Consider the following 18365-nt stretch of genomic DNA (forward strand, 5'->3'; position numbering starts at 1 on the left):
CGCAGGGGTGACGGCCCGGTCGTGGCTGGCGCGGTGCGTCAGCGGGTCTCGCGGTGCGCGGTGTGCTTGCCGCAGCGCGGGCAGAACTTCGCCATGTCGAGCCGGTCGGGGTTGTTCCGACGGTTCTTCTTGGTGATGTAGTTGCGCTCCTTGCACTCCGTGCACGCCATGGTGATCTTGGGGCGGACGTCGGTGGACTTGGCCACGGTGCAACCTGCTCTCGGAAGTGGATCTCTAGCTTGTGCGGTGCGTACCAGCGAGGTACGTGTAGCGGTGGAGGCGGGGCTCGATCCCGCGACCTCACGATTATGAGTCGTGCGCTCTAACCAGCTGAGCTACTCCGCCTCGCGGCGACCGGCCGAGCCGGCTCACCAGAGCCCCCAAACGGAATCGAACCGTTGACCTTTTCCTTACCATGGAAACGCTCTACCGACTGAGCTATAGGGGCGGGCTGTGGGTCCTGCCGGGGCGCGGGCCCCGCAGGCAGCGAGATGCAACTTTACACGAGGGCGCCGGGCGGGACCAAAACGGCGGACCCGGCGCCCGACGCTGCTCAGGGCAGCGCTGTGACCTGCATCGACAGGTGCTCCTTGGAGCCGTCGCGACTCGTCACGGAGAGCTCTCCGCCGCGCCGCGACATCGCCCCGCGGAGCACGACCGTGGACGGCAGGAGCACCGGCTTGAGGAACTGCGCGGACACGGTGTATGCCTGCGGCAGCCGGTCCTGCACCGCGGCCAGCGCGCGGGCGTGGGTCCACATCCCGTGGGCGATGGCGCGCGGGAAGCCGAGCGCCTTCGCCGACAGCGCCGAGAGGTGGATGGGGTTCACGTCGCCAGCGACCCGGGCGTAGGAGCGACCGAGGTCGGCGGGCAGCCGCCAGACCCCGAGCTGGGGTCCGTGGCCGGTCACACGCATACCGTCCTCGACCTGCGGCGCCCCACCCGTCTGCCGGCTGTCACCGGTGGCCGCGCCGGGCTCCCGGTCCGCCGGGACGTCACCCTGCGGACGGGCGCCGCGCACGAGGTAGGTGCTGCGACCCGACCACACGACGTCCTCGCCGACCCGTGCCTCTCCGACGAGGTCCACCGTGCTGCCCTTGCGGTGCGGCGCGAGGGCCTCGGCCCAGGAGGAGAGGGTCAGGGTCTCCCCGACCCGGACCGGTCGGTGCAGCGTCATCTCGTTGGCGACGTGGACCATCCCCATCATGGGGAAGGGGAAGTCCCGCGAGGCCATGAGCCGGACCTGCAGCGGGAAGGTCAGGACGTGCACCCAGGTCGTGGGGAGGGTGTCGGCGAGGACCCCGCCGGTGACGGCGCAGAAACCGGCAAGACGCTCGACGTCCTGCTCCACCCCGGGAAGCACCACCCGACGGGCGGGCAACGACCCGGAGGCTCCGGGACGACCGAGCCCCGTCGCGACGCCCCGGACGAGCGTCCCGGCGACCTGCGGCGGCGCGTCGAGCAGGTCCACGTCGAGGTCGGGGGTGGAGAGGGGCGCGTCCGGTCCGGCGGCGCCGCGTCCCGACGGCAGGTCCGGTCGGGTCATGGTCAGGCCCCGATCTGGCTCTGGCCGCAGACCCGCAGGACCTGGCCGGTGACCGCCGAGCTGGCCGGGTCGGCGAACCAGCCGATGGCCTCGGCCACGTCGACCGGCTTGCCACCTTGCTGGAGGCTGTTGATGCGGCGGGCGACCTCCCGGGTCGCCAGCGGCATCTTGCCGGTCATCTCGGTCTCGATGAAGCCCGGCGCCACGGCGTTGACGGTGATGCCCCGCTCGGCCAGCCGCGGGTCGGCGCCCATGGCGCGGACCAGGCCGATGACGCCCGCCTTGGACGCGGCGTAGTTGGCCTGGCCACGGTTGCCCGCGATGCCGGAGGTCGAGGCGACCCCGATGATGCGGCCACCCTCGTCCAGCCCGCCGGGCAGGTCCGGGTCCAGCAGGGTCTGGTTCATCCTGATCTGCGCGGCGAGGTTGACCTCGAGCACGCTGCCCCAGCGGTCCTCGTCGGTGTTGGCGAGCAGCTTGTCGCGGGTGATCCCGGCGTTGTGCACGATCGCGTGGATGCGGGCCGCGTCGCCGAAGCGCTGCGCGACGTGCGCGGCGATCCGGCTGCCCGCGTCGGCGGCCGTGATGTCCAGCTGCAGGGCGGTGCCCCCGATGGCGTTGGCCACCTCGGCCAGCCCCTGCCCGCCGGCGGGCACGTCCACCGCGACGACGAGGGCGCCGTCGCGGGCGAGGGTCCGGGCGATACCGGCCCCGATCCCGCGACCGGCGCCGGTGACCACGACGACGCGACCCTCGAGCGGCCGCGCCTCCACCTGGCCGGGCTCGACCGCCGCGTGCCCGAGCCGCAGCACCTGCCCGGACACGTAGGCCGACCGGCCCTCGAGCAGGAAGGACAGCGTCGAGGCGAGCTCCGCGGCGGTGGTCGGTTCGCTGGTGAGCAGGTCGACCCGCACGAGGTTGGCCGTGGCACCCGCGCGCAGCTCCTTGCCCACGCTGCGCACGATGCCCTCCAGCGCCTGCTGGGTCGCGACGGCGGTGGGGGCGCCGGCGGTCTCCGGATCCAGGCCGAGCACGACGACGCGACCGGAGGGCTCCAGCCCCTTCATCGCCGGGCGCAGCAGCCCGCGCACCGTCTCCAGGTCGGCGATGGAGGTCGCGGCCGTGGCGTCGAGCACCAGGGCACCGATCTTGGCGGGGTATGCCTCGGGCACCTCGCGGGTGCGGCCGTCGTCCGTGGTCTCGGTCACCCGGGTCTGCGGGGTGTCGAGGAGCGCCTCGCGGGTGGGCACGCCGAGCAGGTCCAGGGTCTGGGCGGCGATCCGCCCACCCCCGGCGGAGCCCACGGCGACCGGGCCCGAGGGCAGCTCGCGGCCGCGGCGCAGCCGGGTGGCCTGCGGCACACCCAGCTGCTTGGCCAGCGGGTTGGTGGTCAGCATCTGCATCAGGTCAGCCATGTCAGCACCCTTCCAGGATCGCGACGACGCCCTGACCGCCGGCCGCGCAGATCGAGATGAGGCCGCGCGAGCCCGGGCCGAGCTCGTGCAGCATCTTGGCCAGCGAGGCCACGATGCGCCCACCGGTCGCGGCGAAGGGGTGGCCGGCGGCGAGCGAGGAGCCGTTGACGTTGAGCCTGCTCCGGTCGACCGTGCCCAGCGGCGCGTCGAGGCCGAGGCGTCCACGGCAGAACTCCTCGGACTCCCAGGCGGCCATGGTGGACAGCACCGTGGAGGCGAAGGCCTCGTGGATCTCGAAGCGGTCGATGTCGGCGAGGGTGAGCCCCTGACGCGCGAGGAGCCGCGGCACGGCATACGCCGGAGCCATGAGCAGCCCCTCCTCACCGCCGACGTAGTCCACCGCGGCGACCTCGGCGTCGACGAAGCGGGCGAGCGCGGGGAGCCGGTGCTGCTGGGCCCACTCCGGGCTGCCGAGCAGGACGAGCGCGGCCCCATCGGACAGCGGCGTCGAGTTGCCCGCGGTCATCGTCGCGCCCTCGCCCTTGCCGAAGACCGGGGAGAGCCCGGCCAGCTTCTCGACCGAGGTGTCCGGGCGCAGCCCCTCGTCGCGGGAGAGGCGCAGGAAGCCGGTGGCGAGGTCGTCGAAGAAGCCCTCGTCCCAGGCGCGCGCGAGGTTGTGGTGGCTGGCGGCCGCCAGCTCGTCCTGCGCCTCACGGGTGATGCCCCACTCCTTGGCGGTGAGCGCCTGGTGCTCCCCCATCGAGAGCCCGGTGCGCGGCTCGGCGTTGCGCGGGGTCTCGGGCGCCAGGTCACCGGGCCGGATCGCGGCCAGCGCCTTGGCCCGGGCCATCGGGGTGCGGGCACGGCTGGCCCCGAGCAGCGCCTTGCGCAGCCCCTCACCGACGGCGATGGGCGCGTCGCTGGCGGAGTCGACGCCGCCGGCCACGCCGGAGTCGACCTGGCCGAGCCGGATCTTGTTGGCGACTTGGATGACGGCCTCGAGGCCGGTGCCGCAGGCCTGCTGCAGGTCGTAGGCCGGGGTGTCCGCGCCGAGCGCCGACCCCAGCACGGCCTCCCGGGTGAGGTTGAAGTCGCGGGCGTGCTTGAGCACGGCCCCCGCGGCGACCTCGCCGACCCGCTCGCCGGCCAGGCCTAAGCGCGCCACCAGGCCGTCGAGCGTGGAGGTGAGCATCGCCTGGTTGGAGGCGTGGGCGTAGGCGCCGCCGGACTTGCCGAACGGGATCCGGTTGCCGCCGAGGATGACGGCGTCGGTGAGCTGGTCTGGCATGGGGAAGGTCTCCTGATGAGCGGTGGGGCCCGAACTATCCGATACCGACTGTAGCCGATACGAGCCGTACGCGGTACTGTGGAGGGCATGAGGACCGACATCGAGCCCCAGAGCGCCCGTGCCCCGGTCGCCCGGGACGGGCGGGACGCTCGCTGGGAGGCGCACCGGACGGAGCGTCGCCACCAGCTCGTCGAGGCGGCGCTCAAGGCCATCCGTCAGCACGGTGCCGGCGTGGGCATGGACGAGATCGCGGCCCAGGCCGGCACGAGCAAGACGGTGCTCTACCGCCACCTCGGCGACAAGGCCGGTCTCTACAGCGCCGTCGTCGCCGCCGTCGACGAGACCGTGCTGGGCGACCTGGCGGCGGCCTCCCGGCAGGGGGGTGACGTCCTGGCCAGGATCCAGGCGATGGTCCACTCCTACCTCTCCCTGGTGGAGCGCGACCCGGAGATCTACCGCTTCGTCATGACCCGCCCCCTGGAGACGACCGAGGGCGACCCGGACGACCCGGTGCACCGCATCACCGACCGGGTCAGCGACCAGCTGGCCGGGGCGATCCGCACCCACCTCACGCAGCACGGCCGCGGCGCCGAGGCCGACCTGCTGGCCCCGGCCTGGGGGCACGGCATCGTCGGCCTGGTCCGCGCGGCGGCAGACCACGTCCTCACGAGCACATCGACCACCCGGCTCAGCGTCGACGACGCCACCCACGCCGTGATCGAGCTGATCCGGCCCGCACTCGCAGGAGAGAACCGATGACCACCTCCACGCAGCAGACCCACACCCCCGAGCCCCGCACCGACGTGTCGATGCCGGGCGCCGCCGCACCCGAGGCCAGCGCGCCCCGCTCGAGCGAGCGGCTCACCGACCTCGGGGAGGCGCTGCGGACCGCCTCCGGCGGCAGCTACGGGCCGGTCCGCGACCTCGCGCGGGCGAGCGTCCCCGCCGAGGTCATGGTCCGCGACCAGGGCCTCACGATGGACCAGGCACGGGACTGGACCAACGGCGCCATGGCCGGCCTGGTGCAGTACGGCATGGCCGGCAGCGGCTTCCCGACGGCCGTCGGCGGGCTGGACGACGTCGGCCGCTCCTGCATCGACTTCGAGATGACCGCGCACGGCGACCTGTCGCTCACGGTCAAGTCCGGTGTCCACTTCGGGCTCTACGGCGGAGCCGTCACCGCGCTCGGCAACGAGTGGCACCACGAGACCTTCCTGCGGCCCAACCTCGCACTCGAGCAGATCGGGTGCTACGCCATGACCGAGTTCGGCCACGGGTCTGACGTCGCGTCGCTGGAGACCACGCATACCTATGACCCGGAGACCGACGAGATCGTCGTCCACTCCCCCACGCCGTCGGCGACCAAGACCTACATCGGTGCCGCGGCGCGGGACGCCCATGTCGCCGCGGTCTACGGCCAGCTGCACGTCGGCGGGGAGTCGCACGGCGTGCACGTGGTCGTCGTCCCGATCCGTGACACCGACGGCACCCCGCTGCCCGGCGTCACCCTCGGCGACAACGGCGCCAAGGGCGGGCTCGCCGGTGTCGACAACGGGACCATCACCTTCGACCAGGTGCGGGTGCCGCGCACCCACCTGCTGAACCGCTACGGCGGCATCGACGACGAGGGTCGCTACGTCTCCGACATCGACAGCGACGGCAAGCGCTTCTTCACCATGCTCGGGACGCTCGTGCGCGGCCGCATCTGCGTCGCCGCGGGTGCGGCGACGGCGTCCCGCAAGGCGCTCTCGATCGCCACGAGGTATGCCCTGCGCCGGCGCCAGTTCACCGCCCCGGGCCACGACGGCGAGGTCGTGCTGCTGGACTACCTCGCCCACCAGCGCAAGCTGATCCCGGCGATCGCGACGACCTACGCGCACATGTTCGCCGTCAACGAGGTCGTCGAGCGGCTGCAGGAGCTGCACGAGATGCCGGAGAAGGACCAGGTCGCCCAGCGTGAGTTGGAGACCCGCGCCGCCGGCCTCAAGGCGGTCATCACCCGCTTCGGCAACGACACGATCCAGACCTGCCGCGAGGCCTGCGGCGGCGCGGGCTACCTCGCGGAGAACGGCCTGACCGTGCTGCGCGGCGACGCCGACGTCTTCGCGACCTTCGAGGGCGACAACACCGTCCTGCTGCAGCTGGTCGCCAAGGGCCTGCTCTCCGGCTACAAGGAGATGTGGGGCGACCTGGACATGCGCGGCATGGTGCAGTTCGCCGCCCGCGCCTTCGGCGGGCAGTTCGTCGAGGCCACCGCCGCCCGGCCGCTCGTGGAGCGGCTGCGCACGGCCGCGGCCCGCAAGGGCGAGGACGAGACGCTGCTCGACCGCGGCTGGCAGCTGGCGATGTTCGCCGACCGCGAGCGCCACGTGCTGGAGACGCTGGCCACCCGGCTGCGACGGCACGCGGACGACAAGGACTCCTTCGAGGCCTTCAACTCCGCGCAGGACCACGTCCTGCTCGCCGCCCGCACGCACATGGACCGCGTCGTGCTGGAGGCCTTCGTGGCCGGGATCGAGGCGTGCGAGGACGAGCAGGTGCGGGAGGTCCTGGAGCGGCTGTGCACCCTGCACGCGCTGAGCTCCATCGACGCCGACTTCCGGCTGGTTCCAGGCCCACAACCGCATGTCCGCGGGGCGGGCGAAGGCCGTCGTCGCACAGATCAACGAGCTCTGCGCCGAGCTGCGGCCGCACGCCCTGGAGCTCGTGGAGGGCCTCGGGATCCCCGAGGCGTGGCTCAACTCACAGATGCTCGAGGACGAGACCGCCGCCCGCTGGACCCCGGGCGCCTGACCGGCACCTCGGGCGGGACCGGCACGAGGCCCGGGTGGCTCACCGGGCGCCGTGGCCCCAGAGGTCGCGCAGCAGGGCCACCTCGGCCAGGTGGTGGATGGCCTCGCGGTTGATGTGCAGGACGAGGGTGAGCATCGGCGCCTGCGCCCACGGCCCCTCCGCCGGGCCGACGGGCCGTCGCAGTCCCTCGTCGTCGAGCCCGCGCACCCCGGCCGACCAGGCGGCATACGCCTCGTCGAGCTGATCGAGGGCGCCCGCGGCGGTCCCGGCGTAGTCCCAGGCGAGGATGTCTGCCTCGGGTCCGCCGAAGTGGCTGTGGGCGCGCACCCCCAGCACCCCGACGATGACGTGCCCGAGCCGCCAGGCGATCGAGGTGACCGGCGCGGGGTCGGGCTCGGGGTGGGCCCAGTCCAGCTGCCACTCCCCGCCCCCGGCGCGCGCCGTCACCGAGGGCGGCGGCTGGTCCGAGCGGCGGCGCGCGTTCCAGGTCCCCGGGACCGGCTCCCAGAGGTATTCCTCGTCGCTCAGCCCGTCCAGCCGTGGCCGGGCGTGGTGCGTCCAGTGGAAGTCGAGCTGCTCGGCGAGGTCCGTCGTGAGGGAGTCCATGCTGCGATGACACCACAGCACGAGGACACGTCCTGTCCGCGGCGCGTGACAGGGTGTCGCCATGACCGACCCCACGACCCGGGTGCTGCGGCTCCTGGGGCTCTTCCAGACCCGGGCCCTGTGGAGCGCGCAGGAGCTGGCGGACCGGCTCGGGGTGACCACCCGGAGCATCCGCCGCGACGTGGAGCGGCTGCGCGAGCTCGGCTACCCCGTGCGGGCCAGCAGCGGGGTCGGGGGCGGCTACCAGCTCGGGTCCGGGGGCTCGCTGCCGCCGCTGCTCCTGGACGAGGACGAGGCGGTGGCGGTGGCGGTCTGCCTGCGCCTGGCCGCCGGCGGCACGGTCGCGGGGGTGAGCGAGGCGGCGGTCAGCACCCTGGCCAAGCTGGACCAAGTCCTGCCCGCCGGTGCCCGGGAGCAGGTCGGCGCGATCCACGAGAGCACGGTGGCGGTGGGCAGCGGACGAGCCGTGGTCGATCCGGAGGTGCTCATGGCCCTCTCCCGCGCCTGCCGGGACCGGCTGCGGACCACCCTGCGCTACGTCGCCCGCGACGGTGCGTCGTCGACCCGCCGCGTCGAGCCCGTCTCGCTGGTCGCGGTGAGCCACCGGTGGTACCTCCTGGCCTTCGACCTGGACCGGGACGACTGGCGCAGCTTCCGGCTGGACCGGGTGCAGGAGGTCGCCGTGGGCACGATGCGCAGCCGGCCGCGCCCGGTGCCGGACCCCGCGACCTACATCACCCGGTCGGTGACCCGTGCGCCCTACCGCTGGGTGGCGCGCGCGAGGGTCCAGATGCCCGCTCCGGAGCTGGCGGAGCGCGTCTCGCCGCTGGCGGGTGAGGTGAGCGAGCTGGGCGAGGGCTGGACGGAGCTGGTGACCGGTGCCGAGTCGCTGGACTACCTCGCCGCCGAGCTGGTGGCCCTGGGTCGCCGTCGAGGTCCTGGAGCCGCCGGAGCTCGTCGCGCACCTGAGGACGGTGCGCGACCGGCTCCGGTGAGGCTCAGGGCAGGGCGCGGCGGAGCGCGGCGTAGGACACGAGCGCGAGCAGCGCCAGCACCGGCAGGCTCCAGAGCGTCAGGCCCAGGACGCCCGTGCCGGCCACCCAGGAGAAGACCTCGCCCCAGGCCTCCAGGCGGGTGATGAGCCACAGCCCCACGAGGAGGAGCAGCGCGACGGCGATCATCCCGGCCGTCAGCACGAGCGCGCCGAAGCGCTTGTAGATCGTGGCGCAGAAGAAGCCGACCTGGAAGAAGGCGAAGGACAGCACGAGGTAGATGAAGCCGGCAGCGGCCCAGCCCTGCGCCCAGACACCCGGCACCTTGAAGAAGACGCTGCCGGTGCCGAAGCCGCCCGTGGCGTCCTCGATCAGACCGCCGACGACATAGATGGCGCCCAGGGCGGCCGAGGCGAGCAGCGCGGTGAGCATCGTCCCGACGTAGAACTCCCGGCGGGTCACGCTGAGTGCCTGGGAGAACGGGAAGGTCAGCGTGAGCGACTGCACCCCGACGACCAGGAAGTACCACATCGGGGCCTGCGCGCCGCCCCCGACGATGCCGTCGACCGGCAGCATGGCGAAGATCGCCATGGTGATGACCAGGGCGCCACCGAGGACGAGCAGCGGGACCCAGAGGAAGGTCTGCTTGTTGACCAGCTGCAGCCGGACGACGGACAGGGTGCGGTTCATGGCACGAGCTCCTTGTGCTGCGGGACGGACCCTGCGGCCCGTCGGGTGAGACGGACGACGAGCTGCTGGAGCGACACCGGCGCGACCTCGAGATCGGCGGCGGCGAGCCGCTGACGGTCCTGCTCGGACAGGCCGCCCAGCACGGTGGCCGAGGAGACCCGGCCCAGGCTCTCGGTATGGATCACCTCACGCCCGGCGACGAAGCCCTCGACCGCGGCGGAGTCACCGACCACGACCGCCGCCCGGCCGCGCAGCGCGTCGGTGTCCTCGTCGAGCAGGATCTGCCCCTGCTCGATGACGAGCACCCGCTCCAGCAGCGGGGCGACCTCGTCGATGAGGTGGCTCGAGAGCACGATGGTGCGCGGGTGGTCCGCGTAGTCCTGCAGCAGCCGGTCGTAGAACAGCTGCCGGGCGACGGCGTCGAGCCCGAGGTAGGGCTCGTCGAAGAAGGTGATCTCGGCCCGGGAGGCCAGCCCGATGATCACCCCGACGGCCGAGAGCTGGCCGCGGAGAGCTTCTTGATGCGCCGGTCCACGGGGAGGGCGAACTCCTCGACGAGCTGACCCGCGAGCTCGTCGTCCCAGCGCGGGAAGAACAGCCGGGCCATGGCCAGGGCGTGTCGCCCGGTCGCGTCGTCCGGGTATTTCTGGCTCTCCCGGACGAAGCACATCCGGGACAGCACCCGCGAGTTCTCGAAGGGGGTCTCGCCGAAGACCCGGGCCTGGCCCGAGGTGGCGAAGTTCTGCGCCGTGAGGATCGACATCAGCGTCGTCTTCCCCGCGCCGTTGCGCCCGAGCAGGCCGTAGATGGAGTCCTGCTCGATCGAGAACGACACCTCGTCCAGCGCGGTCGTCTCGCGGTATCTCTTCGTGAGGCTCTGCACCTCGATGACCGAACTCATCAGCTCGGCTCCTTCCTGGTGGTCCCTGCGGTCCGCTCGGCGATGAGGGCGGTCACGTCGTCCGGCCCGAGGCCGAGCCGGCGTGCCTCGGCGAGCAGCGGGTCGACATACGCGGCGGCGAAGTCGTTGGTCCTCCGGGCCAGCAGCGCAGCCCGGGCACCGGTGGCGACGAACATCCCGACGCCGCGACGCTTGTAGAGCACGCCGTCGTCGACGAGCTGGTTGATGCCCTTGGCGGCGGTGGCCGGGTTGATCCGGTGGAAGGCCGCCAGCTCGTTGATGGACGGTGCGCGCTCCTCCTCGGCCAGGCTGCCGTCGACGATCGAGCCCTCGATGCTCTCCGCGATCTGCACGAAGATCGGTCGACCTTCTTCGATCACCGCCGCCTCCTTGGTTAGTTACTAGACTAGTAGACCATGGGACTGGGGTACGCGCAAGAGGCGGCGGAGCGCGCAGCAGGGCGCAGAGGCACGCTGGTGCAGAAGGTGGCGTCGCAGGGGTGGCTCCGACGACGCGCGTGTCGCACGGCTCCGCACGAGGAGATGCACCACGAGATGCACCAGCGTGGTCAGCGGGCGAGGAACCCCGTCAGCACCGCGCCCCCGACGATCAGCAGTCCCGCCACGAGGTGCGGTCGACGCGCCTCCTTGAGCACGATGAGCAGCTCGCGCAGGTAGGCGCCGGCCGGGAAGTCCATCGGGACCCGCACCCCGACGACCTGCACCGGCAGCCGGTGCCGCGCGATGAGCAGGCTGGTGCGGGCGGCGTGGTAGGCGCTGGTCACGACCGCGTAGGGCGGCGGGCAGCCCTGGTCCTGAAGCAGCCGGGTGGAGAGCAGGAGGTTCTCCTCGGTGGTGGTGGCCCGGTCCTCGAGGAGGAGCGGTGCAGCCGGATCCTGGCTGCGCACCCAGCGCGCCATCGCCTCCGACTCCGCAGGTCGGTCACCCTTGGCGCGCCCTCCGGTCAGGACGAGAGGCGACGTCGCCGCGCCGAGTCCCCCGAGGGTGGTGAGTCGGCCGAGCGCGGTCAACCCGCCGCGCAGCCGCGCGGCGAGCTCCTCCCCCACCCGCCCGTCGGGCACCGGAGCACCCAGCACGATCACGGCCCGACGGTCGACGTCGACGGGGCGACGGCACAGCCACCAGCGCCGGCCCAGGAGCAGCACCATGACCAGCCCCGGCCACGCCGCGAGGAGGAGCAGGCCCGCGCCCAGGCCGACGAGCACCGGCGCCGCGGCATACCCGAGCAGGAGCAGGCCGCCGACGGGGACGACGATCGTGGCGAGCCCACCGACCAGGGCACCCCGGGTGTCGGCGTCACGGCGCCCGCGGGCGAGCCGTTGCCCGGCATACCAGAGCAGCAGGCCCGGCAGGACGAACCCGAGCGGCGCCAGCACCAGGCCCGTCACGAGGACGGGCGCGGGGACGTTCAGCCGCGGGCCTCGGCGAGCACGGCGCCGAGCGCGTCGGTGATCTGCCGCAGCTCGTCCTCGGTGATCGTCAGCGGCGGGGCGAGCCGGATCGTCGAGCCGTGGGTGTCCTTGGCGAGGACGCCCTTGCGAGCCAGCGCCTTGCACGCCTCCTTGCCGGTCATGAGGCCCGGGTCGATGTCGATGCCCGCCCAGAGACCGCGCACGCGGACCGCCTCGGCGCCCTGCCCGACGAGGTTGCCCAGCTCCTCGGCGAAGACCGACTCCAGCTGCTTGGCGTGCGCCTGGTGCTCGCCGGTCGCGAGCAGGTCGACGACGGCCTTGCCGACCGCGGCCGCCAGCGGGTTGCCGCCGAAGGTGGACCCGTGGGTGCCCGGGGTGATGACCTTCATGACCTCGGCGTCGGCGGCCACGGCCGAGACAGGCACGATGCCCCCGCCGAGCGCCTTGCCGAGGGTGTACATGTCGGCCTCGACGCCCTCGTACTCACAGGCGAGGGAGGTGCCGGTGCGGCCGAGCCCGGACTGGATCTCGTCCGCGATCATGAGGACGTTCTTGCTGGTGCACAGCTCGCGCAGGCCCGGCAGGAAGCCCTCCTTGGGGATCATGACGCCCTGCTCGCCCTGGATCGGCTCGACGAGAACGGCCGCGGTGCTGTCGGTGATCGCGGCCTCGATCGCGGCGAGGTCGCCGTAGGGCACGGCGACGAAGCCCGGCGTGTAGGGCCCGTAGTGGTCGTGCGCCTCCGGGTCGTCGGAGAAGGAGATGATCGTCGTCGTGCGGCCGTGGAAGTTGCCGTCCATGACGATGATCTCGGCCTGACCGTCCGGCACCCCCTTCACCTGGTAGGCCCACTTGCGGGCGATCTTGAGCGCGGTCTCGACCGCCTCGGCGCCGGTGTTCATCGGCAGGATCATGTCCTTGCCGACGAGCCGCGCCAGCGCCTCGCAGAAGGGACCGAGCTGGTCGTTGTGGAAGGCGCGCGAGGTCAGCGTCGAGCGGTCGAGCTGGTCCTTGGCCGCCTGCACGAGGCCGGGGTGGCGGTGCCCGAAGTTGAGCGCGGAGTAGCCGGAGAGGGCGTCGATGTAGGTGTTGCCCTCGACATCGGTGACGTGGATGCCCTCCGCGTGCTCGACGACCACCGGCAACGGGCTGTAGTTGTGCGCGGCGACCTGGTCCTCGAGGTCGATGTAGGCCTGGTTGGTGGACAGCTCAGTCATGCGGTCATCCTAGGGGTCGCGTGGGGAGGGTCGGTGCGTCGCAGCGCATGACCACACCACGCTGTGTAGCCATGCGCTCGTCAGCATACCTATGCACTTGCGGTCCCCCGACAACCCTGTCCCCACCCCACCCGCGCGGGCCAGAACGCTGGACAGATCAGTGGGAACCCTCGTCCTTGTCCTAGAGGACGTCGGCGAACTGCCTCTGAGCCTCCAGGATGACTGCGTCGTCCGGCGGCAGCTTCTCGAACCAAGCCTCCTGGTCAGTGGCCTCGACCACGACGAGGCCACCGCCGTCGGCGATGGCCGGACGGACTGACCAGCCAGTCAGATCGCACTGCGGTATCGCGTGAGCGTGGAGCACCATCCACCCGAAGATCTCCGGGACACCCGTCACCCTGCCCGGATATGCCCCCACCGTCGTCCAGGCCTTCCAGTTGCGACGCAGGTCCGCGGCGCCGAGGGACGTCGGGAACAGGCGAGCCCAGGCACGCTTCATCGCCTCGAGCGACACGCTCCCGTCGCGGCTGGTCATCCTGTTTCCAGGGCATCGCCGGCCTGCTCCGGCAGCAGGAGGTATGCCGCGAGCGCACCCACGACGAAGGCGGCACCGAAGAGGGTGAACAGGGCCGCGTTGCCCCAGGTGCCGAGGATGACCGGGACGAGCAGCGGCGCGGCGATCGAGGCGATGCGCCCGAAGCCTGCCGCGGCGCCCGCACCCGAGGCGCGCACGCTGGTCGGGTAGATCTCCGGGGTGACGGCATACAGCGCGCCCCAGGCACCCAGGTTGAAGAAGCTCATGGCGCACCCGGCGGCGATGATCTGCCACACCTCGCCGGACAGGCCGAAGAAGACGGCCGACACCGCCGAGCCGAGCAGGAAGGTCGCCAGCGTCGCACGCCTGCCCCAGACCTCCACGAGGACCGCGGCGAGGGCATACCCGGCAGCTGGGCGAGGGTGATGACCAGGGTGTAGCCGAAGGAGCGCACCAGGTCGAAACCCTGGGCGTAGAGCAGCGTCGGAAGCCAGATGAAGGCGCCGTAGTAGGAGAAGTTGACGCAGAACCACACCGCCCAGATGCCGATGGTGCGCACCCGGTATGCCGACGACCAGAGCGCGCCGGGCGTCCTGGGCGGCGCCTCGGGCAGCGGCCGGCTCTCCTGGTGCGGCACCCCGGCGGACTCCTCGAAAAAGCGGACGACCTGCTCGGCCTCCGCCTCGCGGCCACGGCGCTCGAGGAAGAGCGGCGACTCCGGCATCCCCCACCGGATGACGACGGCATACAGGGCCGGGACGAGACCCAGCGCGAAGGCCCAGCGCCAGCCGTCGTCGCTGAGCGGCACGACGAAGTAGCCGATGAGCGCTGCCAGGAGCCAGCCGACGGCCCAGAAGGACTCGAGGATGACGACCATCCGGCCCCGGATCCGGGTGGGCGAGAGCTCGCTGACCAGGGTCGAGGCGACCGGCAGCTCCGCACCGAGGCCGATGCCGACGAGGAAGCGGAGCACCAGCAGCGCCGCCAGTCCGCTGACCAGCGCCGAGGCGCCGGTCGCCAGGCCGTAGACGAGCAGGGTGAGCGCGAAGACGGTGCGCCGGCCGTAGCGGTCGGCGAGCATGCCACCGAAGGTCGCCCCGAGCGCCATGCCGACGAAGCCGATCGAGAGCAGCCAGGACTGCTCGGTGCGGGTGAGGTCCCACTGGGTGGCGATCGCCAGGCCGACGAAGGAGATGAGCCCCACGTCCATGGCGTCGAGCGCCCAGCCGGTCCCCGAGCCGAGCAGGACCCGCGTGTGCTGCCGGGTGTAGGGAAGGCGGCCCATCCGCTCGGGGCGGGTGGGCAGATGGTCTGTCACGGTCGCCATGGGCGTCGATGATAGAGGGGCAGCACCCTACCGCGGCAGGGAGGCGAGCAGGGCCAGGATGCGGTCGACGGAGTCGGCCGGGAGGGCGTCGCTGCCGCCGAGCGCGGTCCGCACGTAGATCCCGTCGCTCACCCGCAGCACGAGCAGGGCCAGGTCCGGGTCGCCCAGCGTCTCGGTCAGTGCTGCGAGGAAGTGGTCGTCGAGCCGCAGCAGCGCCTCGCGCGCGACCTCGTGCTCGTCCAGCTGCCCGAGCTTGAGCAGCGCCAGATAGGTGCGGTCGAAGGGCTGGTTCGCCGCCACGGACTCCCGCAGGAAGACCTCCAACGCGTCCGGCAGGGCGGACAACCGCTCCTCCTCGGCGGCGCCGAAGACCTCCAGCCGCTCCGCCAACCCCTGCACGAGGGCGTCCTTGGACCCGAAGTGGTAGAGCAGCCCGCCCTTGGACACCCCGGCCTCCTGCGCCGTGGCGGCCAGGGTCCCGGCCCGTTCCCCGTGCTCGATGACGAGATTCTCGAAGGCGTCGAGCACCCGCGCGCGCGTCCGTTCACCCTTCGACATGGCGCCCATCCTAACGTTGTCAACTAAACCGTCCAGACGGTATAGTTTTGGTATGGCCACGCTGGACCTCACTCCCCCCGACACGGCACCCCGCGCCACCCGCCGCGACTGGGCAGGCCTGGCCGTGCTCATGCTCCCGGTGCTCCTCATCTCCATCGACACCACGGTGCTCAACTTCGCGCTGCCCCAGATCACCCAGGCCCTGTCCCCCTCGGCCGCCCAGCAGCTCTGGCTCCTCGACGCCTACCCCCTGGTGCTCGCGACCCTGCTCGTCACGATGGGCACGGTCGGTGACCGCATCGGCCGCCGCCGCATCCTGCTCATCGGGGCCACCGGCTTCGCGGTCGTCTCGGCGCTGGCGGCCTTCGCGCCGACCGCCGAGCTGCTCATCGCCGCCCGGGTGGGTCTGGGCGTCTTCGGCGCCACCCTGATGCCGGCAACGCTGTCGCTGCTGCGCACGATGTTCCTCGACCGGACCCAGCGCCGGCTCGCCATCGCGATCTGGGCGACCGGCTTCTCCGTCGGCTCGGCCCTCGGCCCGGTGGTCGGCGGCATCCTGCTCGAGCACTTCCACTGGGGCTCGGTCTTCCTGGTCGCCGTGCCGGTGCTGCTCCCCCTGCTCCTGCTCGGACCCTTCCTCGTCCGGGAGTCCCGCGACCCGGCGCCGGGAGGCATCGACCTCGGGGGGATCGCCCTGTCGATGGTGGCCCTGGGTGGCCTGGCCTGGTCGCTGAAGCACGTCGCAGTCGAGGGGCCCGACGTCCTGGCCCTGGCCGCCCTCGTCGCGGCCGCCGCGGCGGGCACCGGCTTCGTGCGCCGGATGCGCCGCTCCGCCGACCCCATGCTCGACGTGCGCCTCTTCGCCGTCCCGGCCTTCTCCGGGGCCCTGGCGGTCAACCTGCTCAGCATCGTCGCGCTGACCGGCTTCCTCTTCTTCGTCACCCAGCACCTGCAGCTCGTCGAGGGTATGCCTGCGCTCGACGCCGCGCTCGTGCTCGTCCCGGGCGTCGTGGCCATGGTGGCCTCGGGGCTGCTCGTGGTCCGTGTGGTCCGGCACGTGCACCCGGCGCTCGCCGTGGTGGGCGGGCTGGGGTTCTCCGTCGCCGCCTACGCCCTGCTGAGCCTGGGCGGCACGGCGACGGTCCCGCTGATCGCGCTCGCCTTCGCGCTGCTCGGCCTGGGCATCGGTGCCGCCGAGACGATCTCCAACGACCAGATCCTCACCACGGTCCCCCCGGCCAAGGCGGGCGCCGCCTCGGCCGTCAGCGAGACGGCCTACGAGTTCGGCGCCGTGCTCGGCACGACCCTGCTCGGCGGCCTGCTCACCTCGGTCTACCGCTCCTCGCTGACCCTGCCGGCCGGCACCGACCCGGAGGCGGCGGTCGCGGCCCGCGAGACGCTCGGCGGGGCCGCCGCCGCGGCCGAGCGTACCGGCGACCCGGCCCTGCTCGAGGCGGCGCGGTCCGCCTTCGACGCCGGCGTCGGGGTCACGAGCACCGCGGGCGCGGTCCTGGTCGCGCCGCCGCGCTCATCGCCTGGGTGACGCTGCGCGACGCCGAGCGCTGACCGCCGCAGCGGCGCCTCCGACCGTGCTCCGGCCGCCCATGGCGCGACGGAGCACGCTCGGACCTCAGCGGTAGTTGGTGAACTGCAGCGCCACGTCGAGGTCCTTCTCCTTGAGCAGCCGCTGCACCGCCTGGAGCTCGTCGCGGGACTTCGAGGTGACCCGCAGCTCGTCCCCCTGGATCTGGGACTTGACGCCCTTGGGTCCCTCGTCGCGGATGATCTTGCCGATCTTCTTGGCGTTCTCCGAGGAGATGCCGCTCTTGAGGCCCGCCTCGAGCCGGAACTCCTTGCCCGAGGCGTAGGGCTCCCCGTCGTGGGTGTAGTCGAGGTGCTTGAGCGAGACGCCACGCTTGACCAGCTTGGTCTGCAGCACGTCGAGCACCGCCTTGCACCGCTCCTCGCTGTTGGCGGCCATCGAGATGGTCTCGCCGGACAGCTCGACCCGGGCCCCCACGTTGCGGAAGTCGTAGCGGTTGCCGATCTCCTTGGCGGCCTGGTTGACGGCGTTGGCGACCTCCTGGTGATCGACCTTGCTGACGATGTCGAAGGACGAGTCGGCCATGGGCATACCTCCTGTGTCGTGGCCGGTGGCGGCCCGCTCGCGGGTTCGGACCACCGGGGGTGTGACTGTTAGCATGTCACCCGCGCTTCGCGCACTGGCAGGTTGTCCGAGCGGCCAATGGAAGCGGACTGTAAATCCGTCGGCGTATGCCTACGCAGGTTCGAATCCTGCACCTGCCACCCCTGAGGACGGGCACCGGGAGACCGGTGCCCGTCCTTCGTCGTCTCACCCGCTTCGGTATGCCCGTCGCCGCCCGCTGCGGAGCGGCGCCTGCAACACGGGCCCGACGCCCGACATAGTGCAGGTGGACGGGCCGACGGGGCTCGCCGCAGCAGCCAGGAGGAGCGATGCCGCTACGCCTCGCCGGGGACGACCCCGGCACGGACCGCACCGGGGACACCCGGGACGCCGCCTGGTTCGACTCGTTCTTCGCCCGGCACGCCACCCAGGTGCACCGCTACTACACCCGTCGCGCGAACCACGACGACGTGGAGGACCTCACCGCCGAGGTCTTCGCCACCGCCTGGCGGCGCCGGGAGAAGATCCCGTCGGACTACGAGCTGCCGTGGCTCTACCGCACGGCCTCCTACGTCCTGGCCAACCACCGCCGCAAGCCCACCCTCACCCTCCTGGCGGACTACTCCGGTCAGGAGGAGGGAGAGCTGCACGTCCGCAGCGTCGACCCGGCCGAGCTGGTCATGGCCGACGAGGACGTCCGGCAGGCGATGTCCCGGCTCAGCACCCGGGACCGCTCGATCCTCATGCTCCACGCCTGGGAAGGGCTCGACGGCGAGGGTCTGGCCCGCGCGCTCGGGCTCACCCGCGGCGGCGGCGCCGCCGCGCTCTCCCGGGCCCGCGCCCGGCTGCGCGAGGCCTGGGAGCACGACCACTAGACAGCACGCCGGACCGCACGGTCCGGCAGACCGGCACCACCTGC

Annotated in this window: 15 protein-coding genes, 3 tRNA genes and 4 pseudogenes; 6 read left to right on the forward strand and 16 right to left on the reverse strand. The window is 72.4% G+C overall.

What is annotated here, in order from left to right; translation table 11 throughout:
• Positions 1–38: 38 nt before the first annotated feature.
• From rpmG to FU792_RS12190, 6 genes are all read right to left on the reverse strand, one after another.
• Complete coding sequence (gene rpmG / locus FU792_RS12165) at positions 39–206, reverse strand: 50S ribosomal protein L33 (RefSeq protein WP_010148718.1); 168 nt, start codon at positions 204–206, stop codon at positions 39–41.
• Between the two features lie 65 nt (positions 207–271).
• Positions 272–345 (reverse strand) — tRNA-Met (locus FU792_RS12170).
• A gap of 30 nt (positions 346–375) precedes the next feature.
• Positions 376–448: transfer RNA gene (locus FU792_RS12175), tRNA-Thr, on the reverse strand.
• A 105-nt stretch (positions 449–553) separates the two neighbouring features.
• Complete coding sequence (locus tag FU792_RS12180) at positions 554–1546, reverse strand: MaoC/PaaZ C-terminal domain-containing protein (protein ID WP_022925256.1); 993 nt, start codon at positions 1544–1546, stop codon at positions 554–556.
• Between the two features lie 2 nt (positions 1547–1548).
• A complete protein-coding gene (locus tag FU792_RS12185) occupies positions 1549–2961 on the reverse strand; it encodes a 3-oxoacyl-ACP reductase (RefSeq protein ID WP_022925255.1) in 1413 nt (470 codons plus the stop codon).
• Between the two features lies 1 nt (position 2962).
• Positions 2963–4249 (reverse strand): acetyl-CoA C-acetyltransferase, encoded by a 1287-nt coding sequence (locus tag FU792_RS12190; RefSeq protein ID WP_149814794.1) that lies wholly within the window; start codon positions 4247–4249, stop codon positions 2963–2965.
• Between the two features lie 87 nt (positions 4250–4336).
• Between FU792_RS12190 and FU792_RS12195 the strand changes: the two genes are divergently transcribed.
• Positions 4337–5008 (forward strand): TetR/AcrR family transcriptional regulator, encoded by a 672-nt coding sequence (locus tag FU792_RS12195; RefSeq protein WP_022925253.1) that lies wholly within the window; start codon positions 4337–4339, stop codon positions 5006–5008.
• Positions 5005–7155 carry an acyl-CoA dehydrogenase family protein gene (locus tag FU792_RS19495; protein WP_478013393.1) on the forward strand — a complete coding sequence of 717 codons (2151 nt, stop codon included), beginning with the start codon at positions 5005–5007 and terminating at the stop codon, positions 7153–7155. Before FU792_RS12195 ends, FU792_RS19495 begins: the two co-directional genes overlap by 4 nt.
• On the opposite strand, the gene FU792_RS12205 is transcribed toward FU792_RS19495, so the two are convergent.
• Positions 7082–7648, reverse strand: a complete 567-nt coding sequence (locus FU792_RS12205; protein WP_022925251.1) for a DinB family protein — start codon at positions 7646–7648, stop codon at positions 7082–7084. The genes FU792_RS19495 and FU792_RS12205 overlap by 74 nt on opposite strands.
• Positions 7649–7709: 61 nt before the next feature.
• On the opposite strand from FU792_RS12205, the pseudogene FU792_RS12210 reads away from it, so the two are divergent.
• Positions 7710–8273, forward strand: a pseudogene (locus tag FU792_RS12210) (helix-turn-helix transcriptional regulator); the annotation flags it as partial.
• Positions 8274–8646: 373 nt separating this feature from the next.
• On the opposite strand, the gene FU792_RS12215 reads toward FU792_RS12210, so the two are convergent.
• From FU792_RS12215 to FU792_RS18560, 8 genes and pseudogenes are all read right to left on the reverse strand, one after another.
• Positions 8647–9330: a hypothetical protein gene (locus tag FU792_RS12215; protein WP_022925249.1), complete on the reverse strand. Its 684-nt coding sequence runs from the start codon at positions 9328–9330 to the stop codon at positions 8647–8649.
• Positions 9327–10231 (reverse strand): annotated as a pseudogene (locus tag FU792_RS12220) (ABC transporter ATP-binding protein). Before FU792_RS12220 ends, FU792_RS12215 begins: the two are co-directional and overlap by 4 nt.
• Positions 10231–10611, reverse strand: a complete 381-nt coding sequence (locus FU792_RS12225) for a GntR family transcriptional regulator (RefSeq protein WP_022925247.1) — start codon at positions 10609–10611, stop codon at positions 10231–10233. Before FU792_RS12225 ends, FU792_RS12220 begins: the two are co-directional and overlap by 1 nt.
• A gap of 188 nt (positions 10612–10799) precedes the next feature.
• Positions 10800–11639 carry a YdcF family protein gene (locus FU792_RS12230; protein WP_022925246.1) on the reverse strand — a complete coding sequence of 280 codons (840 nt, stop codon included), beginning with the start codon at positions 11637–11639 and terminating at the stop codon, positions 10800–10802.
• A 20-nt stretch (positions 11640–11659) separates the two neighbouring features.
• A complete protein-coding gene (gene rocD / locus FU792_RS12235) occupies positions 11660–12880 on the reverse strand; it encodes an ornithine--oxo-acid transaminase (RefSeq protein ID WP_022925245.1) in 1221 nt (406 codons plus the stop codon).
• A gap of 181 nt (positions 12881–13061) precedes the next feature.
• Positions 13062–13415 carry a hypothetical protein gene (locus FU792_RS12240; RefSeq protein WP_022925244.1) on the reverse strand — a complete coding sequence of 118 codons (354 nt, stop codon included), beginning with the start codon at positions 13413–13415 and terminating at the stop codon, positions 13062–13064.
• Positions 13412–14742: pseudogene (locus tag FU792_RS12245) on the reverse strand (MFS transporter). Before FU792_RS12245 ends, FU792_RS12240 begins: the two are co-directional and overlap by 4 nt.
• A gap of 27 nt (positions 14743–14769) precedes the next feature.
• Positions 14770–15300: a TetR/AcrR family transcriptional regulator gene (locus tag FU792_RS18560; protein ID WP_022925242.1), complete on the reverse strand. Its 531-nt coding sequence runs from the start codon at positions 15298–15300 to the stop codon at positions 14770–14772.
• Positions 15301–15352: 52 nt separating this feature from the next.
• Between FU792_RS18560 and FU792_RS12255 the strand changes: the two are divergent.
• Positions 15353–16866: pseudogene (locus FU792_RS12255) on the forward strand (MFS transporter).
• Between the two features lie 64 nt (positions 16867–16930).
• Here the strand turns inward: FU792_RS12255 and FU792_RS12260 are convergent.
• The gene (locus tag FU792_RS12260; RefSeq protein WP_022925240.1) at positions 16931–17428 is read right to left on the reverse strand and encodes a YajQ family cyclic di-GMP-binding protein; all 498 of its coding nucleotides are present in this window, start codon (positions 17426–17428) and stop codon (positions 16931–16933) included.
• A gap of 96 nt (positions 17429–17524) precedes the next feature.
• On the opposite strand from FU792_RS12260, the gene FU792_RS12265 reads away from it, so the two are divergent.
• Positions 17525–17607: transfer RNA gene (locus tag FU792_RS12265), tRNA-Tyr, on the forward strand.
• Positions 17608–17775: 168 nt separating this feature from the next.
• The gene (locus tag FU792_RS12270) at positions 17776–18321 is read left to right on the forward strand and encodes an RNA polymerase sigma factor (protein WP_028131062.1); all 546 of its coding nucleotides are present in this window, start codon (positions 17776–17778) and stop codon (positions 18319–18321) included.
• The last annotated feature ends 44 nt before the right edge of the window (positions 18322–18365 follow it).

The organism is Serinicoccus marinus DSM 15273 (assembly GCF_008386315.1).
In the GTDB taxonomy this organism is placed as follows: domain Bacteria; phylum Actinomycetota; class Actinomycetes; order Actinomycetales; family Dermatophilaceae; genus Ornithinicoccus; species Ornithinicoccus marinus.